Below are 21,737 nucleotides of genomic sequence, written 5' to 3'. Positions count from 1 at the left end.
GGAGTCGTCAGTGCGAGGCCAGCGTGGCGTCGGGATTGGGGATGCGGCGTTGATCGTCAATGATGACGCCGTCTTCGATCTTGATGACGCGGTCGGCCCATTCCTCGAGGCGCGGGTCGTGGGTCACGCAGATCACGGCGGCGCCGTGTTCGGTGGCGGCGCGGCGCAGCAGGCGGATGACAATCTGGCCGTTCTCGCCGTCGAGGGCCGAGGTCGGCTCGTCGGCGAACAGGATCTGGGGGTTCTTGGCCAGGCAGCGGGCGATGGCGACGCGCTGTTTCTCGCCGCCTGACAGGGCCGAAGGACGCTGATGCAGGCGCGGGCCGAGACCGACCTCCTCAAGGGTCGCGGTCGCCTGGCGTTTGGCGTCCGCCTTGGACAGGCCCTGGAACTTCAGCACCACCTCGACCTGTTGCAGGGCCGTCAGGGCGGGAAACAGGTTGAAGCCCTGGAAGATGAAGCCGCAGTTGTCGAGGCGGAACCGGTCGATCCGGCCAGACGACAGCTTCCACAGATCGTCGATATCGAGGGTGTCGACCCGGCCCTCTTCGGGCCTCAACAGGCCGGACAGGGCCGCGATCAAGGTCGACTTGCCCGAACCGGAGGGTCCCATGACCATGGTCAGGTCGCCGTGGCGGGCGTCGAAATCGACGCCCTTCAGCACCTCGATGAATGATTTGCCGGACTTGAAACGCTTCACCAGGCCCTTGGCCTCGATCGCGAAGTCGCCGTGCTTGCCGTGGGTTCTGGTCTTGCTCATCGCAGCAGATCCGCCGGCTGACTGTTCTTGAGAATGCCGAGGGACAGCAGGCCCGACAGCATGGCGATGACGATCAGGCCGCCGCCGACGACGATCAGCAGGATCGGCGGCAGGGCGATGATCACCGCGTTGGCCAGGGCCAGCATCTGCACCAGCAGGGTCAGGCCGATGGCGGCGGCGACGCCGACGAGGCCGACCCAGAAACTGAGCTCCATGACGATCCGGTTCAGCGACCCCATGCCGACCCCCAGGGCCCGCAGCGAGGCGAATTCCTTGATATTGGCCATGATGGCGCCGCGCAGGGTCTGCCAGGTGATCGCCACGCCGATGATGGTGCCCAGCACCACGCAGCCGCCGATGATGATGACGAGGATGCCTTCCTCGAACATGGCCCCGGCGTTGGCGTCGGCCAGCTCCTGACGGGTCCAGGCCTTCCACTGGCCGTCGCCCTGTTCGTTCAGCGCAAGCGCGACGCGCTCGGCCTGGGCCGGGTCGCGCAGCTTGACCATGAGGGGCCCGACGCGCGGGCCGGTGTCGGCCTGGCCCAGCATGCGCAGGGTGTCGCGCGACATCACGATGTTGGCCTGCATCATGTTCGGATAGCCGCGGGTGATCCCCACCACGGTGACCGTCTGGCCATTGTACAGCGCCTTGTCGCCCAGCTTGACGCCGAGCTTGGTGATCGCCGTCTCGTCGATGGCGACGGTGTAGGGCTGGCGCAGGGCGTCGACCAGTTCCTGGGAATAGTCGGTGGGGATGGTCACCGCACCGGGCGTCGTGTCGATGATGCTGGCCTGGACGAACTCCTGACGCGGCGCGCCCTGACGCGCCCGGTCGGCCTGGGACATGGTCGGATCGACGTTTTTGACCGACTGGAAGGAGCCGCCGGCGCCGTCCAGCGGCTGGACCTCGATCACCTGCGGATTGCGGTAGGCCAGGGGAATGAACCGGCGCGGCACGCCCGAGGGGCCGCCCATCAGGCTCTTGGCGCCGGGCTGCATGATGATGATGTCGGCGCTGGAGCGCTCGATCGTGGCCGTGAAGCCCTTGCCGATGCCGATGAAGACGCCGGTCATGGCCAGCACAAGCAGACCTGACAGCGCCAGGGCCAGCACGGCGGCCATATAGCGCCGCCACTCGTACAGCAGCGTGGATAGTGCGAGCGACATTGGTAAGGACTGGTCCCCGAGACGTTGCCGCTATGTGACGACGCTGGCGGGCGGAACCAAGTTAAATCGGGGTAAGGCGACCGGCGTTACGCTTTCGTGAGACTGCCGCGAGACAATGGACGGCATCCGTTCATCGGGTCTAGGTAACTGCAACAGCCGGCGATCAACGCCGGGCTTGGGAGATTTCGCAGAATGCAGCTTCGTTCGCTTCGCGCCGCCATCTCGGCGACCGCTTCGATCGCCGCGGTCGCCGGCGTCATGGCCGTGATGGCCGCCCCTTCTCCGGCCCGCGCCGACGAGGGCATGTGGACGTTCGACAATTTCCCGATCCAGACGGTGAACGACAAATACGGCACGCACATCGACCAGGCCTGGCTGGACCGTGTCCGCAACGCCGCCGTCCGCATCCAGGGCTGTTCGGCCTCCTTCGTCTCGGACGAGGGCCTGATCCTGACCAACTGGCACTGCGTCGTCGGCTGCGCGCAGGAGCTGTCATCCCCCGAGCAGGACTATGTGAAGAACGGCTTCCTGACCGCCAACCGCGAGGAAGAGAAGCGCTGCCCGGGCCAGACCGCCGAGGTGCTGGTCGACATCATCGACGTGACGGACCGGGTGCTGGGCGCCGGCGCCGGGCTTGAGGGCGCGGCCTTCAATGCGGCCCGCACGGCCGAGACCAACACGATCCAGACCGAAGCCTGCGCCGGCGATCCGAAATTCAGCTGTCAGGTGATCAGCTTCTACCGCGGCGGCCGCTACGCCATGTACAAGTTCCGCAAGTATGACGACGTGCGGCTGGTGTTCGCGCCAGAGAACCAGGCCGCCTTCTTCGGCGGCGATCCCGACAATTTCAACTTCCCGCGCTACGCGCTCGATGCCGGCTTCCTGCGCGCCTATGAGAACGGCCAGCCGGTCTCGACGCCCAATTTCCTGAAGTGGAATCCGAACCCGCCCAAGGAAGGCGACGTGACCTTCGTGGCCGGCAATCCCGGCTCGACCTCGCGCCTGCTGACCATGAGCCAGCTGGAGCGGCTGCGCGACCAGCAGCTGCCGGTGACCCTGATCCAGAACTCGGAACTGCGCGGCCGCCTGCTGGAATATTCGCTGACCGGCGACGAGGCCAAGCGGCTGTCGTTCGATCCGATCTTCGGTCTCGAGAACAGCTTCAAGGTCTTCTACGGCCAGCAGGGCGCGCTGACCGATCCGGCCTTCATGGCGGCCAAGCGCGAGGCCGAAGCCGAGTTGCGCGCCCGCGTCGCGGCCGACCCGTCGCTGGTGCAGAAGATCGGCGATCCGTGGGGCGAGCTGGAGCGCGTGCAGGCCACGGCGCGCGATCTCTTCCTGCCCTACCGCCAGCTGGAACAGGCCGCCGGCGGCGGCTCGACCCTGTACCAGATGGCCCGGGCGATCGTGCGGGCGTCGAAGGACACGACCATGACCGACGCCCGGCGCGCGCGCCTGGTGGCCATGGTCGGCGCCGAAACCCCGATCGCGACCGACATGGAAGAGATCCGCCTGCGCTACTGGCTGTCCAAGACGCGGGAGTATCTGACCGTCGACAATCCGCAGGTGAAGGCCATGCTGGGCCGCGAAAGCCCCGAAGGTCTGGCCAATCGCCTGATCTCGAACACCCGGATGGGCGACGCCGCTTTCCGCGCCCAGGCCGCGGCGATGACCACCGCGCAGCTGGCCGAGGCCGACCCCCTGCTGGCCTTCGTCATCGCCAATGACGACGCCGCCAAGGCCATCGGCGACCGCTGGGCCGCCGAGATCAACGCTCCGACCGCCCGTGCCGCCGAGAAGGTCGCCCAGGCCCGGTTCGCGGTCTACGGCTCCAATCTGTATCCCGACGCCACCTTCTCGCTGCGGCTGTCGTACGGCCAGGTCGCGGGCTGGACCTATCGCGGCGTGACCGTGCCGCCCTTCACCTACATGGGCGGTCTGTACGAGCGGGCCACGGGCGCCGAGCCGTTCAACGCGGCCCAAGCCTTCATCGACAACGAGGCGCGGGTGAACAAGGACACGGTGTTCGACTTCACCTCGACCAACGACATCATCGGCGGCAACTCGGGCTCGCCGGTGATCAACGCCGACGGCGAAGTGATCGGCGCGGCCTTCGACGGCAACATCCACTCGCTGGGCGGGTCGTTCGGCTATGACGGCGCGCTGAACCGGACGGTCACGGTGTCGACGGCGGCCATCACCGAGGCGCTGCGGAACATCTATCCGCAGCCGCACCTGCTGGAAGAGCTGGGGGTCCGGTAACTCGTGTCTCCTCCCTGTTGGCGAAGCCAATGGGGAGGGGGACCACGAAGTGGTGGAGGGGCCGGTTCCCCATCCCCGCTTCGTGGGCTAGCCTGAAATTCTGAGCCAACCGAGGAACCGGCGCAGCGGCGTCGGCCCCTCCACCACTTCGTGGTCCCCCTCCCCATCGCGGGCGATGGGGAGGAGACAAGACATGCGCCTCACCCCCGCCCTCGCGGCCGCCCTTCTGACCCTCGCCGCCGGCGCCGCGCGCGCCGAGGAAGGCATGTGGACCTTCGACAACTTCCCCATCGCCCGCGCCAACCAGACGCTGGGGACCCATATCGACCAGGCCTTCCTGGACCGGGTGCGACTTAGCTCGGTCAAGTTCGGCGGATGCTCGGCGGGGATCGTCTCGGGCGAGGGTCTGGTGATGACCAACAATCACTGCGTGGCCACCTGCGTGGCCAATCTGTCGACCCAGGCGGTGAACTACGCCGAGACCGGCTTCACCCCGCGCAGCCGCGAGGAAGAGCTGAAATGCCCGGGCGGCACGGCCGAGATCCTGACCGACATCAGCGACGTCACCGAGCGGATGCACGCCGCCGGCGCCGGGCTGGAAGGTCAGGCCTTCACCCGGGCGCGCGACGCCGAGGCGGGCCGGATCGAGCAGGAAGCCTGTGGCGGTGATGAGGGCAAACGCTGTCAGGTCGTGACCCTTTATCGGGGCGGGCAGTTCAAGCTTTATACCTACAAGAAATACTCCGACGTCCGTCTGGCCTTCGCACCCGAGGATCGGGCGGCGACGTTCGGCGGCGATCTGGACAATTTCAGCTTCCCCCGCTTCGCCATCGATGCAGCCTTCATCCGGCTGTACGAGAACGACGCGCCGGCGGCGACGCCGACGCACTTCAGGTGGAACGCCGACAAGCCGGTCGAGGGCACGCCGGTGTTCGTGTCGGGCAGCCCGGGCGCGACGCAGCGGCTGCTGACCCAGGACCAGTTGTTCACCATCCGCGACGTGGTCCTGCCTATGGACCAGTTGATCGCCTCGGAACTGCGCGGGCGGCTGATCCGGTTCTCGGAAGAGAGCGAGGAAAACGCCTTCATCGCCATGGATCCGATCGTGGGGCTGGAGAACACCTACAAGCGGGGGCTGGGGCGGATGCGGGCCCTGGTCGATCCGGGCTTCATGGCGACGCGGGCGGCCAATGAGGCGGACTTCCGGGCGCGCTACGCCGCGCGGTCCGACACCGGCGGCGCCGACCCCTGGGCCGAACTGGCCGCCGTCCAGCCGATCATGCGCGAGACCTATGCGACGGTCGCCCTGCTGGAGGGCGGAACCGGCGCAGGCACGACGCCGGTGGCCGGCGGGTCGCAGCTGTTCCTGTGGGCGCGGACGATCGTGCGCGGCGCCCAGGAGCGGGAGAAGCCCTCGGCCGAACGCCTGCCCGAGTTCGCCGACAGCCGACTGGCCGGGGTTCAGTCCGGCCTGTTCGCGGAGCGGCCTGTCTATCCGGCGCTGGATCAGGTCCGGATGGAGTGGTGGCTGTCCAAGACGCGGGAGTGGCTGACCGTCGATAACCCGGTTGTCCGCGGCCTGCTGGGCCAGGAGTCGCCGGAGGGGCTGTCGGCCCGGCTGGTCAACGGTACGAAGCTGGCCGATCCCGCCGTGCGGCGCGCGCTGTGGGAGGGCGGCCTGGCCGCCGTCGAGGCCTCGGACGATCCGATGATCCGGTACCTGCTGTCGATCCAGGACGAGACCCGCGCCGCGCGTTCGGACTGGGAGAATCGGGTGCAGGCCCCGACCGACCGCGCGTCGGAGCAATTGGCCGCCGCGCGGTTCGCCGCCTATGGAGACGCCGTCTATCCGGACGCGACGGGGACGTTGCGGCTGACCTACGGCAAGATCGAGGGCACGGACGTCCCGGGCCAGAGGTTCGGTCCCTTCACCACCTTCAACGGCCTGTGGGATCGGGCGACGGGGGCGGCGCCGTTCGATGTCGCGCCGAAGCTGCTGGCGGCGAAGGACCGGATCGACGGCGACACGGTGCTGAACATGGCGGTGTCGTCGGACACCATCGGCGGCTCGTCAGGCTCGCCCGTGGTGACCGCGGCGGGCGAGATGGTGGGAGCCAATTTCGATTCCACCGTCCTGACCCAGCGCAACGCCTATGGCTATGACCGCAACGTCAACCGCTCGGTGATCGTGACCACGGGCGCGGTGACGGCGGCGCTGCGGGATGTCTACGGGATGGAGCGGCTGGTGGCGGAGCTGGGGGTTCGCTGAGCTGATCCCTCTCCCTCCCCCTTGGGGGAGGGGCGTCGGCGCGCAGCGACGACAGGGTGGGGACGGCGCAGCGCAACCAGGCCGGCGCTCTCGTCGCCGAGCCGCTCCCACCCGGCTTCGCCTTCGGCTCAGCCACCCTCCCCCAAGGGGGAGGGAGAGGCATTCGCGTGTCCCCTACAGCTGGCTCATCTTTTGCTGGGCCTTGGCGAAATACTGCCAGCCGGTCCAGACGGTGACGATGGCGGCGATCCAGATCAACAGATAGGCGAAGACCTGGAAGTGAGGCTGCCACTCCAGAGGCAGGCCGAAGCCGTCCCACAGCAGGGCGATCTGCAGGGCGCCCAGCGCCACCATCTGCAGCAGGGTCTTCCACTTGGCCAGCAGGGTGACCGGCAGCTTGACCTTGCCGGCCACCGTCTCGCGCAGGGCCGAGACGGCGAACTCGCGGAACAGGATCAGGCCGCAGGGGATGGCGATCTGCGGCAGGGCGCCCCAGGCCAGGACGCCGAGGATGGCGCCGGTGATCAGCACCTTGTCGGCGATCGGATCGAGGATGGCGCCCCAGCGCGTGGTCGCGTGCCAGCGCCGGGCGAGGAAGCCGTCGACCCAGTCGGTCGAGGCGGCGACCACGAAGATGACGAAGGCGGTGCGGCCGAAGCGGAACTGGTCGTCGGGGCTGAGATATTCCGACAGCAACGGAATGCCCTGGGGCGCGGCCCCCGCCAGGATCAGGAACATGATGACCCCGGCGATCAGGCGCAGGCCGGTCAGGATATTCGGAATGGGATTGGCGTGGGGATTGGGTGTCATAAGGGCGCTCCGATACCTCAACGCGATCTGCCACGCTTCGCTGCATGAAGCGAGATGGTTGGCGGTTCGGGTCCGGGTCGCGTCGGCAAAAAACGGTGCGAAGCGTGCGATGCGTCCACCAGGCGCCCGGTTGAAAAACACCGTCCGAAGAGTCCGTAGAGTCCGTAGAGTCCGGATACGGTGCTGTTCGATTGTCAAAGACCGGGCCCCGCGGGGTGTTGGTCAGGAAAGCATGCGCCTGCGTCAGATCTGGACGCAGCCGGCCGGGCGCCTAGTCCAGCACTTCGAACCGGGCGCCGCGCAGGGAGCGCAGAATCCCGTCGGCGATGCCGAAATGGACGCCGCTGAGCGCCAGGGTCCCGGCCGCCTCGCGTTCGGCGATCCACGGGAAGGTGCGCAGATTGTCCAGCGACAGGCGGACCACCGCCTCCTCGGCGGCCTGCATGAGATCTTCGGGCGGGCATTCCTCGCAGACGCGGCGGACGGCCGACGCGCCCTGCGCCACCCAGGGGGCGACGAAGTCCTGGCAGTCCGCGGGCGCGCCGTGGATCATGGCGTTCACGCCGCCGCAGAGAGCGTGGCCCATGACCATGATGCGCGAGACGTTCAGCACCTTGACCCCGAACTCCAGCGCCGCCGAGACGCCATGCAGATGGCCGTCGGGCTCGTAGGGCGGGACCAGGTTGGCGACGTTGCGGACCACGAACAGCTGGCCCGGCGCGGCGTCGAAGATCAGCGCCGGGTCGGCGCGGCTGTCGGAACAGGCGACGACGAGGGTATGGGGCCGCTGCCCCTCGGCGGCGAGCGCCTCGTACTCGGCCTTCGCCTCGGCCCAGTGGCCTTCGCGAAAGCGGCGGTAGCCGGAAAGCAGGGCGTCGCGGGATTCGTCTGACATGGCGTCGGTATAGGCACTCTGCTCCCGTTGGGGGAGAGGGCGGTCGAAGGTTCTGTTCCCGCCACGGGCGACAAGCCTTCGGAACAGACCGGCCTCACGCCGCCGGCGCGGTCCGGGTCTGAGTGGCGATATAGGCGATCAGGTCACGTCGATCATCGGAGTCGTGAACGCCGGCGAAGGTCATCTTGTTGCCGGGCAGGAACTCCCGCGGGTTGTCCAACCAGTGATCAAGGTTCTCCGTGTCCCACACAAAGTCAGCGTCCTGTACGGCCTGTGAGTAGTTGTAACCCTCTTTGGATCCGACCTGACGCCCGAACAGCCCCCACAGATTGGGTCCGGTAAGTCGCGCGCCGCCCTCCGCGAGCGTGTGGCAAGACCGGCAGCGGGCGAAAGTAGCCCTGCCATTGGCGAGATCGGCGGCGTTGTACGGAGCGGACAGGGTGGCCAGTGTCAACTGCGCCTGCGCGTCCGGGATCGCCCCGGCGGCCTCGACCATCGGGGTCGGCGCCGAGGATGCGGGCGCAGTGGTCGAGGGCGCCGGAGCGTCAGGGTTCGGTTCGCCGCATGACGTGAGCAGGGCGGCTGACGCCATCAAAAGCAGAACTCGGGTCATAATCGTTCCTGGAGTCAAAAATTCCGCCGGTGCAGCACGCCTGGCGATGTGTTGTTTGTAAATAGACCTCCCCCTCGAACGTTCCCGATTGTTGATCAGCCGCGCTAGATTATCTTTGAAAATATTCATCGCGGCGTGTCACTTTATTTCCGACGGGGCGTTATCATTGCCTGAGGCCCAAGCGACTCCTCTCGGATTCCCTCAGAGATGTCCAGGAAATCAAATGCTTGACCGCCGCTCGGCCATGTTCGTCCTGCCCGCCGCCGGGGCGCTCCTTGCAACCGTCGCCGCCTGCTCCCGGGAGACCGCCAGCAGCGACGGCGATGACGAAACCAATCCCGATGAACTGGAGAGCGTCACGGTCGCGCTGGTCGCGCCGCCGTTCGTCCACGCCCATGACCAGGTCGCCAAGGGTGCGCCCAAGGTGGTGAAATTCAGGATGACGACCGAGTCGAAGACCATCGTCGTGGACGAGGCCGGCACCACCTTCCACGCGATGACCTTCAACGGTTCCATGCCGGGGCCGACCATGGTGGTCCACGAGGGCGACTATGTGGAACTGACACTGGTCAATCCGGCGAGCAGCACCCTGCCGCACAACATCGACTTCCATGCCGCGACCGGGGCACTGGGAGGGGCGGCGCTGACGCTGGTCAATCCGGGCGAGCAGGCGACGTTGCGGTTCAAGGCGAGCCGGTCGGGCGTGTTCGTCTATCACTGTGCGCCGGAAGGCATGGTCGCCTGGCACGTCGTTTCCGGCATGCACGGCGTCCTGATGGTCCTGCCGCGCGCTGGACTGTCCGATGCCGACGGAAACAGACTGACCTACGACAAGGTCTTCACCATCGGCGAGTTCGACCTCTACCTGCCCAAGGACGGGGCGGACGGATACAAGACCTATCCGACGGCCGAGGACGCCTATGCTGATACCATCGAGGCGATGCGCGGCCTCGTGCCGAGCCATATCATCTTCAACGGGGCCCATGGGGCGCTCACCGGCGACAATGCGCTGAAGTCCAAGGTCGGCGAGACGGTGTTGTTCGTCCACTCGCAAGCCAATCGCGACACGCGTCCACATCTGATCGGCGGACACGGCGACTGGGTCTGGGAGACCGGCAAGTTCGCCAATCCGCCCCAACGGGATCTGGAAACCTGGTTTATCCGCGGCGGCTCGGCCGGCGCCGCGCTCTACACGTTCCGCCAGCCGGGGCTCTACGTCTATTTGAACCACAATCTGATCGAGGCGACGATCCTGGGCGCGGCCGCCCACGTTCAGGTCGAGGGCGCCTGGAACGAAAACTTGATGAAACAGATGAGCCCGCCCGGACCCATCCAGACCTGAGCGCGAGCGGACCGGACCTGACATCCGGGCGCCCCGTTCGAGCGTGCAAGGGCGCAACCTGGAGGGCCCGGCCGGATGCAGACGACCTTAAGGGCCCGCAACGGTCGAAAGCGGCCCTAACGCTGCGCCGGATGGAAAAACGCGTGGATGCGTTCGGCCATGGGCTGGTTGATCCCCTCGACCTTGACCAGATCGGCGACCGAGGCGCGGCCGACGCCCTTGGCCGAGCCGAAGGCGTGCAGCAAGGCCTTCTTGCGGCCCGGACCGATGCCCTCGATCTCGTCGAGCGGGTTCTTCTTGATGTCCATGGAGCGGCGGGTGCGGTGGGCCCCGTTGGCGAAGCGGTGCGCCTCGTCGCGCAGGCGCTGGATGTAGTAGAGGGCCGGCGATTTCAGCGGCAGCATGAAGGGCGGGCGGCCCGGCATGAAGAACCGCTCCATGCCCGCGTCGCGGTCGGGCCCCTTGGCCACGCCGACGGCGGTGATGTCGTCCAGACCCAGGTCGGCCAGCACGGCCAGCACCTCGGCCAGCTGGCCGGCGCCGCCGTCGATCAGCAGCAGGTCGGGGCGGACCACCTCCTCCCCCGCGTCCTCGTCCTTCACGAGGCGCGAGAAGCGGCGGCGCATGACCTCGCGCATCATGCCGTAGTCGTCGCCGGGGGTCAGGTCCTCGCCGCGAATGTTGAACTTGCGGTACTGCGATTTCTGGAAGCCCTCGGGCCCGGCCACGACCATGCCGCCGACGGCGTTGGTCCCCTGGATGTGGGCGTTGTCGTAGATCTCGATCCGCTCGGGGCGGCTGTCCAGACCGAAGGCCTCGCAGACCTCGTCGAGGATTTTGCCCTGGGCCGAGCCCTCGGCCATCTTGCGGCCCAGAGCCTCGCGGGCGTTGGTCAGGGCGTGGTCGACGAGCGACAGCTTGTCGCCGCGCATCGGGCGGGCGATCTCGACCTTGCGGTCGGCCTTCATCGAAAAGGCTTCTTCCAGCAGTTCCAGCTCATGCGGCCGGACGTTGGACAGGATCAGGCGCGGGATCGGCTTGTCCTCGTAGAACTGGCCGAGGAAGGCGGCGAGGATTTCGGGATCGGTGTCGGTTTTGTCGACGCGCGGGAAATAGGCCCGGCCGCCCCAGTTCTGGCCACCGCGGTAGAAGAAGACCTGCACACAGGCCTGACCGCCCTCGGAGAACAGGGCGAAGACGTCGGCCTCGGCCACGCTGTCGGCGCTGACGGAGTTCTCCATGGAGATGGCGGACAGGGCGCGGATGCGGTCGCGGACGCGGGCGGCCTGTTCGTAGTCCATGGCCTCGGCGGCGGCGCTCATCTCGGCCGACAGGCGGGCGATGACGGCCCGCGACTTGCCCTTCAGGAAGGCCGAGGCCTCGTCGACCAGGCCGGCGTAGTCCTCCAGCGAGATCAGGCCGGTGCAGGGGGCCGAACAGCGCTTGATCTGGTGCAGCATGCACGGCCGGGTGCGGGTCTCGTAGACGCTGTCCGAGCAGGAGCGGAGGAGAAATGCCTTCTGCAGGGTGTTCAGGGTCCGGTTCACCGCCCAGGTCGAGGCGAAGGGGCCGAAATAGTCGCCGGGGGTGGTGTGGGCCCCGCGGTGCTTGCGAACCTGGGGCGCGCGGTGGTCCTTGCGGATCATCAGTTCGGCGAACGACTTGTCGTCGCGCAGCACCACGTTGAAGCGCGGCTTCAGCTGTTTGATGAAGCTGGATTCCAGCAGCAGCGCCTCGGTTTCGGAGGCGGTGATGACCAGTTCCATCGACCGGGTCAGGGAGACCATCAGGCCGATGCGCTGGGTGTGGAACCGGCCCTGGGCGTACTGGAGGATGCGCTTCTTGATGGAGCGCGCCTTGCCCACATAGAGGCAGGTCCCGTCCTCGCCGTACATGCGGTAGACGCCCGGCTTGTCGGGCGCCCGCCGCGCCTCGTCGCGGATCAGGTCGGCCGCGACCAGGGCGGTCGGCGGCGAATCGGCTGGCAGGGTCTCCTCGGTCATCGGGACCGATATAGGCCTAGAAGCGGCGGACCATAAGGACGCCGGCCAGAACCAGGGCGACGCCGGCGGCGCGGCCGAGGCTGATCGGTTGCTGCGGCATGCCGAAGGCGCCGAAATGGTCGAGGATCAGGCCGACCAGCAGCTGGCCGGCGACCATCAGGGTGATGGTCATGGCGACGCCGAGGCGCGGCACGCCCCAGGCGGCGGCGACCACGAAGATCGCGCCGTAGAGGCCGCCGACCCAGGCGTACCAGGGGAGGCTCCGCGCCGCCGCGACGTCCGGCTTTGTCTGCAGGACCATGGCGACGATGCCCAGCGCGGCCGTGCCGACGGCGAAGGAGACGAAGGCGGCGTTCACCGGCGAGCCCATGGCGCCCATCAGCCTGGCGTTGGTCGGGGCCTGAAGGGCGGTGGCGCCGCCCGCGAGCACGACGGCGATGATCGAGAAGAGGGCGGGGTTCATCCCGCGCCTGTACCATCCCGGCCCGGCCGCCGCAGCCGAAGATTTCGACCGCTACGCACCGATCCGCCGCAGCCGTCCTTGAACAGCGGGGCGCGGCGCTTTATTGCGGCCCCAACAAGGAGCTTTCCATGCTGGCCCTCTACATCATCCTCGGCTTCGTCGCGGTTCTGGCCGCCATCAACTTCATCGAGTTCGGCCGGGTTGACTGACCACCCCGCGGGCTCTTCGGAACGGGCCGGCGCCGCGCTCGTCACGGGCGGCGGCAAGCGGATCGGGCGCGCGATCGCCCTTGAGCTGGCGCGGGCCGGCTTCGACGTCGTCATCCACTATCGCTCGTCGGCGGACGCGGCCGGGGCCGTCGCCGACGAGATTCGCGCCCTCGGTCGTCGCGCCGCGACGGTGAAGACCGATCTGGCCGTCGAGGCGCAGGTGAGAGCGCTGGTCCCCGCCGCCGCCGAGGCCATCGACGGGCCGCTGGCCGTGCTGGTCAACAACGCTTCGGTGTTCGAGGACGACCGCGTCGGCTCGCTGGGCCGCGACACCTGGGACGCCCATATCGAGACCAATCTGCGCGCCCCGATCGTGCTGGCCGAGACCTTCGCGGCCCAGGCGCCGGTCGGGTCGGCCATCGTCAACCTGCTGGACCAGAGGGTGCTGAAGCCCGATCCGCGCTTCATCTCCTACGCCCTGTCGCGCAACGGCCTGTGGTGGGCGACGCGGACGCTGGCGCAGGCGCTGGCGCCGCGCATCCGGGTCAATGGCGTCGCCCCCGGCCCGACCCTGCCGTCGGTGCACCAGAGCGCGGCGGACTTCGAGGCCGAGGCGCGCGCCACACCCCTGCAACGCGCCGGCAGCCCGGAGGCGGTGGCCTCCGCCGTGCGCTGGCTGGTGGACGCGGAACTGGTGACGGGCCAGATGATCGCCGTCGACGGGGGCCAGCATCTGGCGTGGCGAACCCCGGACATCGTGGAGTAGGCCGTGAGCGTAACCCCCCTGCCCGTTTCCGGCGCCGACGCCTCCCGTCTTGAAGGGCTGACGGTGTTCGTGCGCGGCCTGACGCTCGAGGCCGGCATCGGCATTCATGACCACGAACTGGGACGGCTGCAGCGGCTGGTCGTCGACGTGACGCTGGAGTTGACGCCCGCGCCGGTCGAAAGGCTGGGCGACACGGTCAACTATGAGACCGTCGCAGCGGCCGCGCGCGCCATCGTCGCCGAGGGTCATGTGGGACTGGTCGAAACCTTCGCCCAGCGGCTGGCCACAGCCTGTCTGGCGGACCCGCGCGTGCGGCGTTGCGGGGTGCGGATCGAGAAGCCGGGCGCGCTGGAAGGCGCGGCGGCGGCGGGCTGCGAAGTCGTGGTCTCGCGCTGACCCGCCCATGGACTGGGCGGTTGCGCGGGGCGCGAGGGGCCGTCATACCTTGGACCAGACGACAAGGACCCGTTGATGGCCGACCCGGGCGATCCCTCGAATGCTGACGATCACGACGACCTGATCGGCTTCGCCTCGCCGGCGTCGCTGCAGGGCCGCACCCGCGATCCGGCGCCGTCCGCGGAGACGCCGGAACCGGCGGCCGCGATCGAGCCGGACCTGCCGCCCCCGTCCGCGGCCGAGGCCCAGCCTGAGCCGGAAGCCGAGCCTGACCTGTTCTCCGTCCGCCCGGTTGAAACCTCCTCCCCTGCGCCATCCGCGCCGGAACCCGTCGCGCCGATTCCGGAGCCGACTCCCGCTCCCGCCTACCCGGCCGGGACGGCTCCGCCGGGATCCGTCGATGCGGCGTCCATATTCGAACTCTCGCCGCAGGCGCTCCCGCCACGTCGCCGCCGCGATCCCGTCGTCGACCTGCCGGGCGGGGGGATGGGACTGTACGCCGTCTACGCCCTGATCCTGTTCGCGGTCCCGACCATGGGGGTGTCGGCCCTGATCGGCCTGCTGGCCGTGACCGGCCGCTCCGGACCTGACGACGCGCTGTCGTCCTCGCATTTCGTCTATCAGCAGCGCACCCTGTGGACCGCCGCAGTGGCCGCCGTCGCAGGCCTGATCCTGCTGGCGGCGCCGTTCGCCCTGGGCGTGCCGATCCTGTTCCTTCTGGCGCTCTGGCTGGTGCTTCGCGGCGCGTCAGGCGTTTGGACCCTCAAGTCCGGCCGGCCGATCGTTGATCCGCGCGGCTGGTGGATCTGACGGAGACCGTCGATGGCTGATGCGAAACCCGATACGGGCAAGTCGATCGAACCGCGCTTCGGCGCCGGCCACGAGTCCGAGGGCAAGCCGGCGGCCCTGATCGCCTGGGGCCTGTACATCCTGTCCCTGCCCAGCGCGAACCTGCTGGTGATCGTCGGCCTGATCGTCGCCTATGCGGGACGGGGCGGAGCCACCGGCCTGGCCCGCGCCCATATCGACGCGCAGATCGGCCTGTTCTGGTCGGTGTTCTGGTGGACGATCCTGCTGTGGGTCGGGATCGCCATCTGCGGAGTCAGCTTCTTCGCAGCGCCCGCGACCGGGATCGTCCTGGCGCCGCTGGGACTGATCCTGGGCCTGGGCCTGTTTTTCCTGACCGTGTGGTTCACCATCAAGAGCATCATCGGTCTGATCAACCTGCTGGGCGACAAGGCCCCCTGATCGCCTGAGGCGCGGCGGTCACGGTCGCGCAGGAAAACCGGATTTCCCGGATCGGCCGGGAACGGCGCCCCCCGATCCCGTGTTGGCCCCGTGTCCGCCAGCAGACACGAGAGCGCCCCATGACCGAGTTCCGCGACGTTCGTGACGAACAAAGATTCGAACAGGGGTTTACGGACTCCGAGGGCCAACTGCGGACCGTCTTCGCCGACTATGCGGTGCAGGGGTCCGTGCGGGTGATCCAGCACGTCGAAGCCGATCCCGCCCTGCGCGGTTCGGGCGCGGCGGGCCAGTTCATGCAGGCGCTGGCCGAGCATGCACGGGCCGAAAAGCTGAAACTCCAGCCGCGTTGCAGCTATGCCGTCGCCTGGCTGAAACGCCACCGGGAGTTCGACGACATCGTCGCCTGACACGTCCCCGCTGGGAGGGATTCAGCCTCCGCCGTAACCGCCGATGATCGGCAGGACCTCGCCGGTGATGTAGCTCGACATCTGCGGCGAGGCGAGGAAGACGAAGGCGGGGGCGATCTCTTCGGGCTGGGCGGGGCGTTTCATCACCGTCTTCGAGCCGAATTGCGCGACCTTGTCGGCCTGCTGGTCGGCCGGGTTCAGCGGGGTCCAGACCGGCCCGGGGGCGACGACGTTCACCCGGATGCCCTTCTGCGCCAGATGCGTGCCCAGCGAGCGGGCGAAGGCGTGGATGCCGCCCTTGGTCATCGAATAGTCGAGCAGGTTCTCATTGCCCATTATGCCGGTGACCGAGCCGGTCATGACGATCGAGCCGCCCGGCTTCAGGTGCGGAACCGCCGCCTTCACCAGGTTGAAATAGCCGTAGAGGTTGGTCTTCAGCGTGCGGTCGAAATGTTCGTACGTCAGATCCTCCAGCGCCTCGACATGTTCCTGGAAGGCGGCGTTGGGCACGACGACGTCCAGCCGGCCGAAGGCGTCCAGCGTCGCCTTGACCGCGGCTTCCGGGAAGGCCGGATCGGCGGCGTCGCCCTTGAGCACGATGGCCTTGCGGCCCTCGGCCTCGACGGCGGCTTTCGTGTCCTTCGCATCCCTGTCCTCGTCGAGGTGGCAGATGGCGATGTCGCAGCCTTCGCGGGCGAACAGGACGGCGACCGCGCGGCCGATGCCGGAGTCGCCGCCGGTGATGATGGCCGCCATGCCATCCAGCTTGCCCGAGCCCTTCCAGAAGGGCGCCTCGTACATGGGCGCGGGATCCAGTGCGGCCTCTTCGCCGGGCTTGGTCTGGTGCTGTTCCGGAAAGGGCGGCTCAGGGTATTTGCGGGCTCCAGCCTGAACGGCCTTTTCGGCGCCCCCGCCGCCCGGGCCGGCTTTCGCGTCTATCCCCGTCTGGATCTTCCGCTCCTGATCGGCGATCTTTTCGGCGCGGGGTTCGAAACGGTCGTCCATGGCGGGCTCCTCTGTCTGGATCGATGGAAAAGCCGATGGAGCGGGCAAGCGTTCCCGCGCATTGTCATGTTCGACGATACGGAGCCGCCCCATGCCCGACCTCGACCTGTCTTCCGTCAGCGCGGCCGCAGGGCCGCTGCAGACCTGGGTGCTGCCCGCCCTTCTGGGTCTGGGGCTGGCGTCGGCCACGGGCCTGCGGACCTTCCTGCCGCTGCTGATGCTGGCGCTGGCGGCGCGGTTCGAGATGTTCGGCGTGCGGCTGATCGACCAGATGGACTGGCTGGTCTCCTGGCCCGCCATCGCGGCCCTGGCAACGGCCACGATCGCCGAGTTCGTGGGCGACAAGATTCCAGCCGTCGACCACGCGCTGAACGCGGTCGGCTATGTCACCCGGCCCGTGGCGGGCGCGGTCGCCGCGGGCAGCGTCTTCTGGGCGGTGGACCCGGCCGCGGCGGCCATCGCCGGGATCATCGTCGGGGCCCCGGCGGCCCTGGCGTTCAACGCGGCGCAGACGGGTGCAAGGGTCGGATCGACGGCCACGACCGGAGGTCTCGGCAATCCGCTCGTTTCCGTGATCGAGGATTTCCTCGCCTTCATGACGGTGATGGTCGCCTTCCTGGCGCCGATCCTCATACCGATCGTGATGATCGTCTTCGCCGTGCTGGTGTTCCGGCTGGCGCGGCGGATCCGCGACCGGAACGAGCCCCGGCCGGCCTAGCCGATCGTGCGGCTGACGATGGCTTTCAGGGTCTCGGCCCTGGCGGGCAGGTCCGAGGACAGCCGTCCGGCCAGCTCCCGGGCGCCGACGGGGTAGGCGTCGCCGCCATCCGCGATTTCCTTCGCCATGACCGAGGCCTGCATGAGGACCTTTTCCAGAGCCTCGACCTGTTCGACGGCCAGGGCGCGGGCTTCCATCTGCAGGCGTTTGACGCGTTCCGTGGTCGTTTCCGGCGCCCGCATCAGATCGTAGATTTCGGCTTCGGCGGCGACCAGTCGAAGGTCGGGCTTGGCGTTCGGCGGCTTGGTCATGGATGACGTCTCCTGACCTGCCCAAATGCGAAGCGGCGCCGTGGCGTTCCGCCGTTAACCCTGCCCGGAGCTGGATCCGTCCGGCCTGTGACTCCCGTGCATCAGGCGGCCTCGCCGCGACGCTCCAGACGGGATTCGGCCTCGCGCACCGCGTCCACGGCGCGATCCACGACCTCCAGCCCGGCTCCGGCGCGGATGGCCTCGACGGTCAGGATGCGGCGGAAGGCGCGCGCTCCCGCCCGGCCGTGCATCAGGCCCAGCATATGGCGGGTCATGGCGGCCAGATGCACGCCCTCGGCCAGGCGGGCGGCCATATAGGGGCGGTAGCGGTCGATGGCGGCGAAGGCGTCGACGTCGGGCGCCGCTGCGCCATACAGGCGGCGGTCGGCCTGACCCAGAATGGCCGGCTCGTGATAGGCGGCGCGGCCCAGCATGACGCCGTCCAGCGCCACGCCGTCGCTGTCGTCCAGATGCGCCTCGGCCTCGTCCAGCGAGGCGACGCCGCCGTTGATCGAGACCGACAGATGCGGCCGTTCGCGCTTGAGCCGCCGCACCAGGGCGTAGTCCAGTGGCGGCACGTCGCGGTTCTCCTTGGGCGACAGACCCTTCAGCCAGGCCATGCGGGCGTGGACGATGAAGATCCCGATCCCGGCGGCGGCGCAGGCGTCGACGGTTTCGAACAGCGAAACCTGAGGGTCCTGATCGTCCACGCCGATGCGGCATTTGACCGTGGCGGGGACGGATACCGCGTCCTTGATCGCGGCCATGCAGTCGGCGACCAGCTGCGGCTCGCGCATCAGGCAGGCGCCGAAGCGGCCCGACTGGACCCGGTCGGAGGGGCAGCCGACGTTCAGATTGATCTCGTCATAGCCGAAGGCCGCGCCGATGCGTGCGGCCTCGGCCAGCTGGTCGGGATCGGAGCCGCCCAGCTGCAGGGCCACCGGATGCTCGACCGCGTCGAAGCCCAGAAGCCGCTGATGGTCGCCGTGCAGGATCGCCGGCGCCGTGACCATCTCGGTATAGAGCAGGGCGCGGCTCGTCAGGGCGCGGTGGAACGCCCGGCAATGCCGGTCGGTCCAGTCCATCATGGGCGCGATCGAGAGGCGACGGTTCATCGGGGGCGCCTCCTACACCAAAGCCGGCCCGGTGGCGAACCGGGAACCCTGGAGCGCGCTTCGCTTTCTTCCCCGCATCAGAGGAGGAAACCATGATCAAACCCGTTCTCGCCGGCGCCGCCTGTCTGGTCCTGCTGGCCGCCTGCAACTCCGAGCGAAGCCCCGAAGCCGTGGACAAGGCCCAGGATGCGGCGTCCGTGCCCGTCGGCCAGACCTCGGCGGCGACCATGGGCGCGAACCTGCAGTCGGCCTACATCCCCAATGCGGCGATGGGCGACATGTATGAGATCCAGGCCGCCGACATCGCCCTGCAGCGGTCGCAGAACGCCCGGGTCAAGGAGCTGGCGCAGATGATCAAGACCGATCACATGGCCGCCACCAACGCCTTCAAGGCCATGGTCCCCCAGGCCGCGCCGGACGCGGCCCTGCCGACGGCCCTCGATGAACGGCGGCAGGGGCTGATCGACAATCTGCGCTCGGCCTCGGCGGCCAATTTCGACGCGACCTTCATCGACCAGCAGATCGCGGCCCACAACGAGGCCCTGACCCTGCATCGCGGGTTCTCGAACGAGGACTCCCCGCTGGCGGCCCACGCCCGCAGCGTCGTGCCGAAGATCGAAGGCCACCTGCGGATGGCCGAGGAAATCAAGGCCGCCATGTAGCCTTCTGGTCCTCCGGGCTGGGACGAGAGAGCCGGCGCCGTCAGGCGCCGGCTTTTTCGTGGGCTTCGTCCTCTTCCAGGGCGTCTGCGGCTTCCTCGTTGAGCGCCTGGCCCTCGCGGCGGGGCTTGACGTAGGGTTCAGGCCGGGTGGTGGCGATGTTGCCGCGCATCAGCGAGCGGCCGGCCTGGATGCCCTCGGCGAGCTGGAGGGTGAACCGCTTTTCGTCGCGTCGCCGGACGTCCGCGATGGTTTCGCGCGCCTCCTCGTCCGAGAAGCCCAGGTCGATCAGCACCTGGTGGCCGAACACCAGCGCGCTCTCGAAGGTCTCGCGGATCTGGTATTCGACCCCCGCATTGACCAGACGGATCGAATGGCCGCGGTCGTAGGCGCGCACGAACAGTTTGGTCAGGGGGAAGGCCTCCTTGACCAGTTCGACGATCCGGTCGGCGACATCCGGCTTGTCGACGCAGACCAGGATGGTCTCGGCGTTCTCGGCCCCGGACGCGCGCAGCACGTCGAGGCGCGAACCGTCGCCGTAATAGACCTTGAATCCGAAATTGCCGGCGGCCTGGATCATCTCGACGTCGAGATCGATGATGGAGACGTCGACGTCGCGGGCCAGCAGGGGTTGGGACACCACCTGGGCGAAACGGCCGAAGCCGATGATCAGGACGCGTTCGCGCAGGTTGCGGGCGTGGTCGACGCCGTCGGCGTCGTCGGGCGACAGGTCCTCGTTGGGACGCAAACGGTCCGCCAGCATGACCCGGAGCGGCGTCAGGGCCATGGACAGGATCACCACCGCCGACAGGATGGCGGCGGTGCGGGCGTCGAACAGGCCAAGGGCGAAGGCGGTGGAATAGAGGACGAAGGCGAACTCGCCGCCCTCGCCCATCAGGGCGGCGCGCAGCAGGCCTTCGCCGTGCTTCTGTCTCAACCGGGCGACGGCGTAGACCGCGACCATCTTGGCGGTCATGAAGGCAGCCAGCCCGCCCAGCACCCAGGCCCAGTCGGCGACCACCACGCGCAGGTCCAGCGACATGCCGACGGAGAGGAAGAACAGGCCCAGCAGCAGGCCGCGGAACGGCTCGACGTCCGCTTCCAGCTGATGGCGGAAGGTCGATTCCGACAGCAGGACCCCGGCCAGGAAAGCCCCCATGGCCATCGACAGCCCGCCCAGATTCATGGCGTAGGCCGCGCCCAGCACGACGAACAGGGCGCCCATGGTCATCACCTCGCGGCCGCCGTAGCGGGCCAGCAGGCGGAAGAAGGGGTTCACCACCCATCGGCCGGCGACATAGACCAGGGCCACGGCGGCGATGGCCAGGCCGACCGTCCTCCAGATGGGATGGCCGGTCTCGACCGCCGAGCCGTAGGTCCCGGCCAGCACCGCGACCAGGGCCAGCAGCGGCACGATGGCCAGGTCCTCGAACAGCAGGACGGAGACGACGCGCTGGCCCGCCGGCCCGGCGTTCTCGTTACGCTCTTCCAGAAGTTGCATGACGATGGCGGTGGACGACAGGGCGAAGCCGAAGCCGGCGATGACCGCGGCGTGCCAGGCCAGTCCGGCCGCCATCGCGATGCCGGTCAGAAGGATGGCGCAGGCCAGGACCTGGACCGCCCCGAGGCCGAAGATCTCCTTGCGCAGGCTCCACAGCCGCGCGGGCCGCATCTCCAGGCCGATGATGAACAGGAACATGACGACGCCGAACTCGGCCACGTGCAGGACCGACTCGGGATCACGCACGACGCCCAGCACCGACGGGCCGATCAGCAGGCCGGCGGCGAGATAGCCGAGAACGGCGCCCAGGCCGAAGCGGCGGAACAGGGTGGCCGCCACGACCATGGCGGCCAGAAGGGCCACCGCGTGGCCCAGGCCCATGCTGGTCGTCTCGTGCATGTCGGTCCCCTGCGGCGCGAGGCTGGATAGTGGGGGGTGATGCGCGATTGCGCCACCCCGCGATTGTCGAACGCGGTCCGCTGAAAGCGCCACAGTTTCGCCCGAGACGGGTCGGCCTGATGCGGGTCTGACAACCCAAGGGAGATGCGCCGATGCCCGTCCTTCCGCTCAAACAGGCCATGGCCGGGGTGATGAGCCTCGCGCTGGCGTCGCCCATCGCGCCCGGCGCGATCACCCAGACCGGCAGGCCGGTCGACACGGACAAGCCGTCGGACGGGGTGGTTTCCGCGGCGGCCTGCGCGCCGTTCGGTTTTACGCTGCGCGAGGAGCGCCCGATCCCGACGCCGCGATACGTCCCGCCGCCCGTGACGCGGCCGATCGAGCCGACGAAGAAGGAAGACCGGCTGGCCTATGTTC

The 21,737-nt window shown here is 68.5% G+C and carries 21 protein-coding genes and 1 pseudogene; 11 read left to right on the top strand and 11 right to left on the bottom strand.

The window, feature by feature from the left end; translation table 11 throughout:
• Positions 1 to 7: 7 nt before the first annotated feature.
• Positions 8 to 760, bottom strand: coding sequence for an ABC transporter ATP-binding protein (locus VN378_RS12605; protein WP_325743926.1), 753 nt, complete (start codon positions 758 to 760; stop codon positions 8 to 10).
• On the bottom strand, positions 757 to 1,929 hold the full coding sequence (locus VN378_RS12600; protein WP_325743925.1) for an ABC transporter permease: 1,173 nt from the start codon (positions 1,927 to 1,929) through the stop codon (positions 757 to 759). The genes VN378_RS12605 and VN378_RS12600 overlap by 4 nt, the downstream gene beginning before the upstream one ends.
• Positions 1,930 to 2,121: 192 nt before the next feature.
• On the opposite strand from VN378_RS12600, the gene VN378_RS12595 reads away from it, so the two are divergent.
• Together VN378_RS12595 and VN378_RS12590 are read left to right on the top strand one after the other, a co-directional pair.
• The gene (locus tag VN378_RS12595) at positions 2,122 to 4,191 is read left to right on the top strand and encodes a S46 family peptidase (protein ID WP_325743924.1); all 2,070 of its coding nucleotides are present in this window, start codon (positions 2,122 to 2,124) and stop codon (positions 4,189 to 4,191) included.
• Between the two features lie 193 nt (positions 4,192 to 4,384).
• On the top strand, positions 4,385 to 6,460 hold the full coding sequence (locus VN378_RS12590) for a S46 family peptidase (protein WP_325743923.1): 2,076 nt from the start codon (positions 4,385 to 4,387) through the stop codon (positions 6,458 to 6,460).
• Between the two features lie 174 nt (positions 6,461 to 6,634).
• On the opposite strand, the gene pgsA is transcribed toward VN378_RS12590, so the two are convergent.
• The 3 genes from pgsA to VN378_RS12575 all read right to left on the bottom strand — a co-directional run bounded on the left by pgsA (position 6,635) and on the right by VN378_RS12575 (position 8,778).
• The gene (pgsA, locus tag VN378_RS12585) at positions 6,635 to 7,270 is read right to left on the bottom strand and encodes a CDP-diacylglycerol--glycerol-3-phosphate 3-phosphatidyltransferase (protein ID WP_325743922.1); all 636 of its coding nucleotides are present in this window, start codon (positions 7,268 to 7,270) and stop codon (positions 6,635 to 6,637) included.
• Positions 7,271 to 7,541: 271 nt separating this feature from the next.
• The gene (locus VN378_RS12580; protein WP_325743921.1) at positions 7,542 to 8,165 is read right to left on the bottom strand and encodes a carbonic anhydrase; all 624 of its coding nucleotides are present in this window, start codon (positions 8,163 to 8,165) and stop codon (positions 7,542 to 7,544) included.
• Positions 8,166 to 8,259: 94 nt separating this feature from the next.
• A complete protein-coding gene (locus tag VN378_RS12575; protein WP_325743920.1) occupies positions 8,260 to 8,778 on the bottom strand; it encodes a cytochrome c family protein in 519 nt (172 codons plus the stop codon).
• Between the two features lie 223 nt (positions 8,779 to 9,001).
• Between VN378_RS12575 and nirK the strand changes: the two genes are divergently transcribed.
• Entirely contained in the window at positions 9,002 to 10,120 is a 1,119-nt protein-coding gene (nirK, locus tag VN378_RS12570; protein ID WP_325743919.1) for a copper-containing nitrite reductase, read from the top strand.
• 116 nt (positions 10,121 to 10,236) lie between these two features.
• Here the strand turns inward: nirK and uvrC are convergent, their stop codons facing one another.
• Both uvrC and VN378_RS12560 read right to left on the bottom strand, forming a co-directional pair.
• Positions 10,237 to 12,123, bottom strand: coding sequence for an excinuclease ABC subunit UvrC (uvrC, locus tag VN378_RS12565; protein WP_325743918.1), 1,887 nt, complete (start codon positions 12,121 to 12,123; stop codon positions 10,237 to 10,239).
• 16 nt (positions 12,124 to 12,139) lie between these two features.
• Positions 12,140 to 12,586 carry a DMT family transporter gene (locus tag VN378_RS12560; RefSeq protein ID WP_325743917.1) on the bottom strand — a complete coding sequence of 149 codons (447 nt, stop codon included), beginning with the start codon at positions 12,584 to 12,586 and terminating at the stop codon, positions 12,140 to 12,142.
• 201 nt (positions 12,587 to 12,787) lie between these two features.
• Here VN378_RS12560 and VN378_RS12555 point away from each other — a divergent pair, with 201 nt between their 5' ends.
• The 5 genes from VN378_RS12555 (at position 12,788) to VN378_RS12535 (ending at position 15,612) form a co-directional block, all read left to right on the top strand.
• Entirely contained in the window at positions 12,788 to 13,561 is a 774-nt protein-coding gene (locus VN378_RS12555) for an SDR family oxidoreductase (protein ID WP_325743916.1), read from the top strand.
• Between the two features lie 3 nt (positions 13,562 to 13,564).
• Positions 13,565 to 13,957, top strand: a complete 393-nt coding sequence (gene folB, locus VN378_RS12550; protein WP_325743915.1) for a dihydroneopterin aldolase — start codon at positions 13,565 to 13,567, stop codon at positions 13,955 to 13,957.
• A 75-nt stretch (positions 13,958 to 14,032) separates the two neighbouring features.
• Positions 14,033 to 14,767 carry a hypothetical protein gene (locus tag VN378_RS12545; RefSeq protein WP_325743914.1) on the top strand — a complete coding sequence of 245 codons (735 nt, stop codon included), beginning with the start codon at positions 14,033 to 14,035 and terminating at the stop codon, positions 14,765 to 14,767.
• 12 nt (positions 14,768 to 14,779) lie between these two features.
• The gene (locus VN378_RS12540; protein ID WP_325743913.1) at positions 14,780 to 15,205 is read left to right on the top strand and encodes a hypothetical protein; all 426 of its coding nucleotides are present in this window, start codon (positions 14,780 to 14,782) and stop codon (positions 15,203 to 15,205) included.
• 119 nt (positions 15,206 to 15,324) lie between these two features.
• A complete protein-coding gene (locus tag VN378_RS12535; protein ID WP_325743912.1) occupies positions 15,325 to 15,612 on the top strand; it encodes a GNAT family N-acetyltransferase in 288 nt (95 codons plus the stop codon).
• A gap of 21 nt (positions 15,613 to 15,633) precedes the next feature.
• Here VN378_RS12535 and VN378_RS12530 read toward each other — a convergent pair whose 3' ends face one another.
• On the bottom strand, positions 15,634 to 16,617 hold the full coding sequence (locus VN378_RS12530) for an SDR family oxidoreductase (protein ID WP_325743911.1): 984 nt from the start codon (positions 16,615 to 16,617) through the stop codon (positions 15,634 to 15,636).
• Positions 16,618 to 16,708: 91 nt separating this feature from the next.
• Here VN378_RS12530 and VN378_RS12525 point away from each other — a divergent pair, with 91 nt between their 5' ends.
• Complete coding sequence (locus VN378_RS12525; RefSeq protein ID WP_325743910.1) at positions 16,709 to 17,335, top strand: DUF4126 domain-containing protein; 627 nt, start codon at positions 16,709 to 16,711, stop codon at positions 17,333 to 17,335.
• On the opposite strand, the gene VN378_RS12520 is transcribed toward VN378_RS12525, so the two are convergent.
• Positions 17,332 to 17,646, bottom strand: coding sequence for a hypothetical protein (locus VN378_RS12520; protein ID WP_325743909.1), 315 nt, complete (start codon positions 17,644 to 17,646; stop codon positions 17,332 to 17,334). The genes VN378_RS12525 and VN378_RS12520 overlap by 4 nt on opposite strands.
• Positions 17,647 to 17,747: 101 nt before the next feature.
• Positions 17,748 to 18,761, bottom strand: coding sequence for a tRNA dihydrouridine(20/20a) synthase DusA (dusA, locus tag VN378_RS12515; RefSeq protein WP_325743908.1), 1,014 nt, complete (start codon positions 18,759 to 18,761; stop codon positions 17,748 to 17,750).
• Between the two features lie 92 nt (positions 18,762 to 18,853).
• Between dusA and VN378_RS12510 the strand changes: the two genes are divergently transcribed.
• Positions 18,854 to 19,423, top strand: a complete 570-nt coding sequence (locus VN378_RS12510; protein ID WP_325743907.1) for a DUF4142 domain-containing protein — start codon at positions 18,854 to 18,856, stop codon at positions 19,421 to 19,423.
• 40 nt (positions 19,424 to 19,463) lie between these two features.
• Here VN378_RS12510 and VN378_RS12505 read toward each other — a convergent pair whose 3' ends face one another.
• On the bottom strand, positions 19,464 to 21,320 hold the full coding sequence (locus tag VN378_RS12505; RefSeq protein WP_325743906.1) for a monovalent cation:proton antiporter-2 (CPA2) family protein: 1,857 nt from the start codon (positions 21,318 to 21,320) through the stop codon (positions 19,464 to 19,466).
• A gap of 152 nt (positions 21,321 to 21,472) precedes the next feature.
• On the opposite strand from VN378_RS12505, the pseudogene VN378_RS12500 reads away from it, so the two are divergent.
• Positions 21,473 to 21,737, top strand: a pseudogene (locus VN378_RS12500) (VWA domain-containing protein); the annotation flags it as partial.

Source organism: Brevundimonas sp., assembly GCF_035561115.1.
Lineage (GTDB): Bacteria > Pseudomonadota > Alphaproteobacteria > Caulobacterales > Caulobacteraceae > Brevundimonas.
Note: the sequence above shows the minus strand (reverse complement) of the source record. Positions and strands in the feature narration are given on the sequence as shown.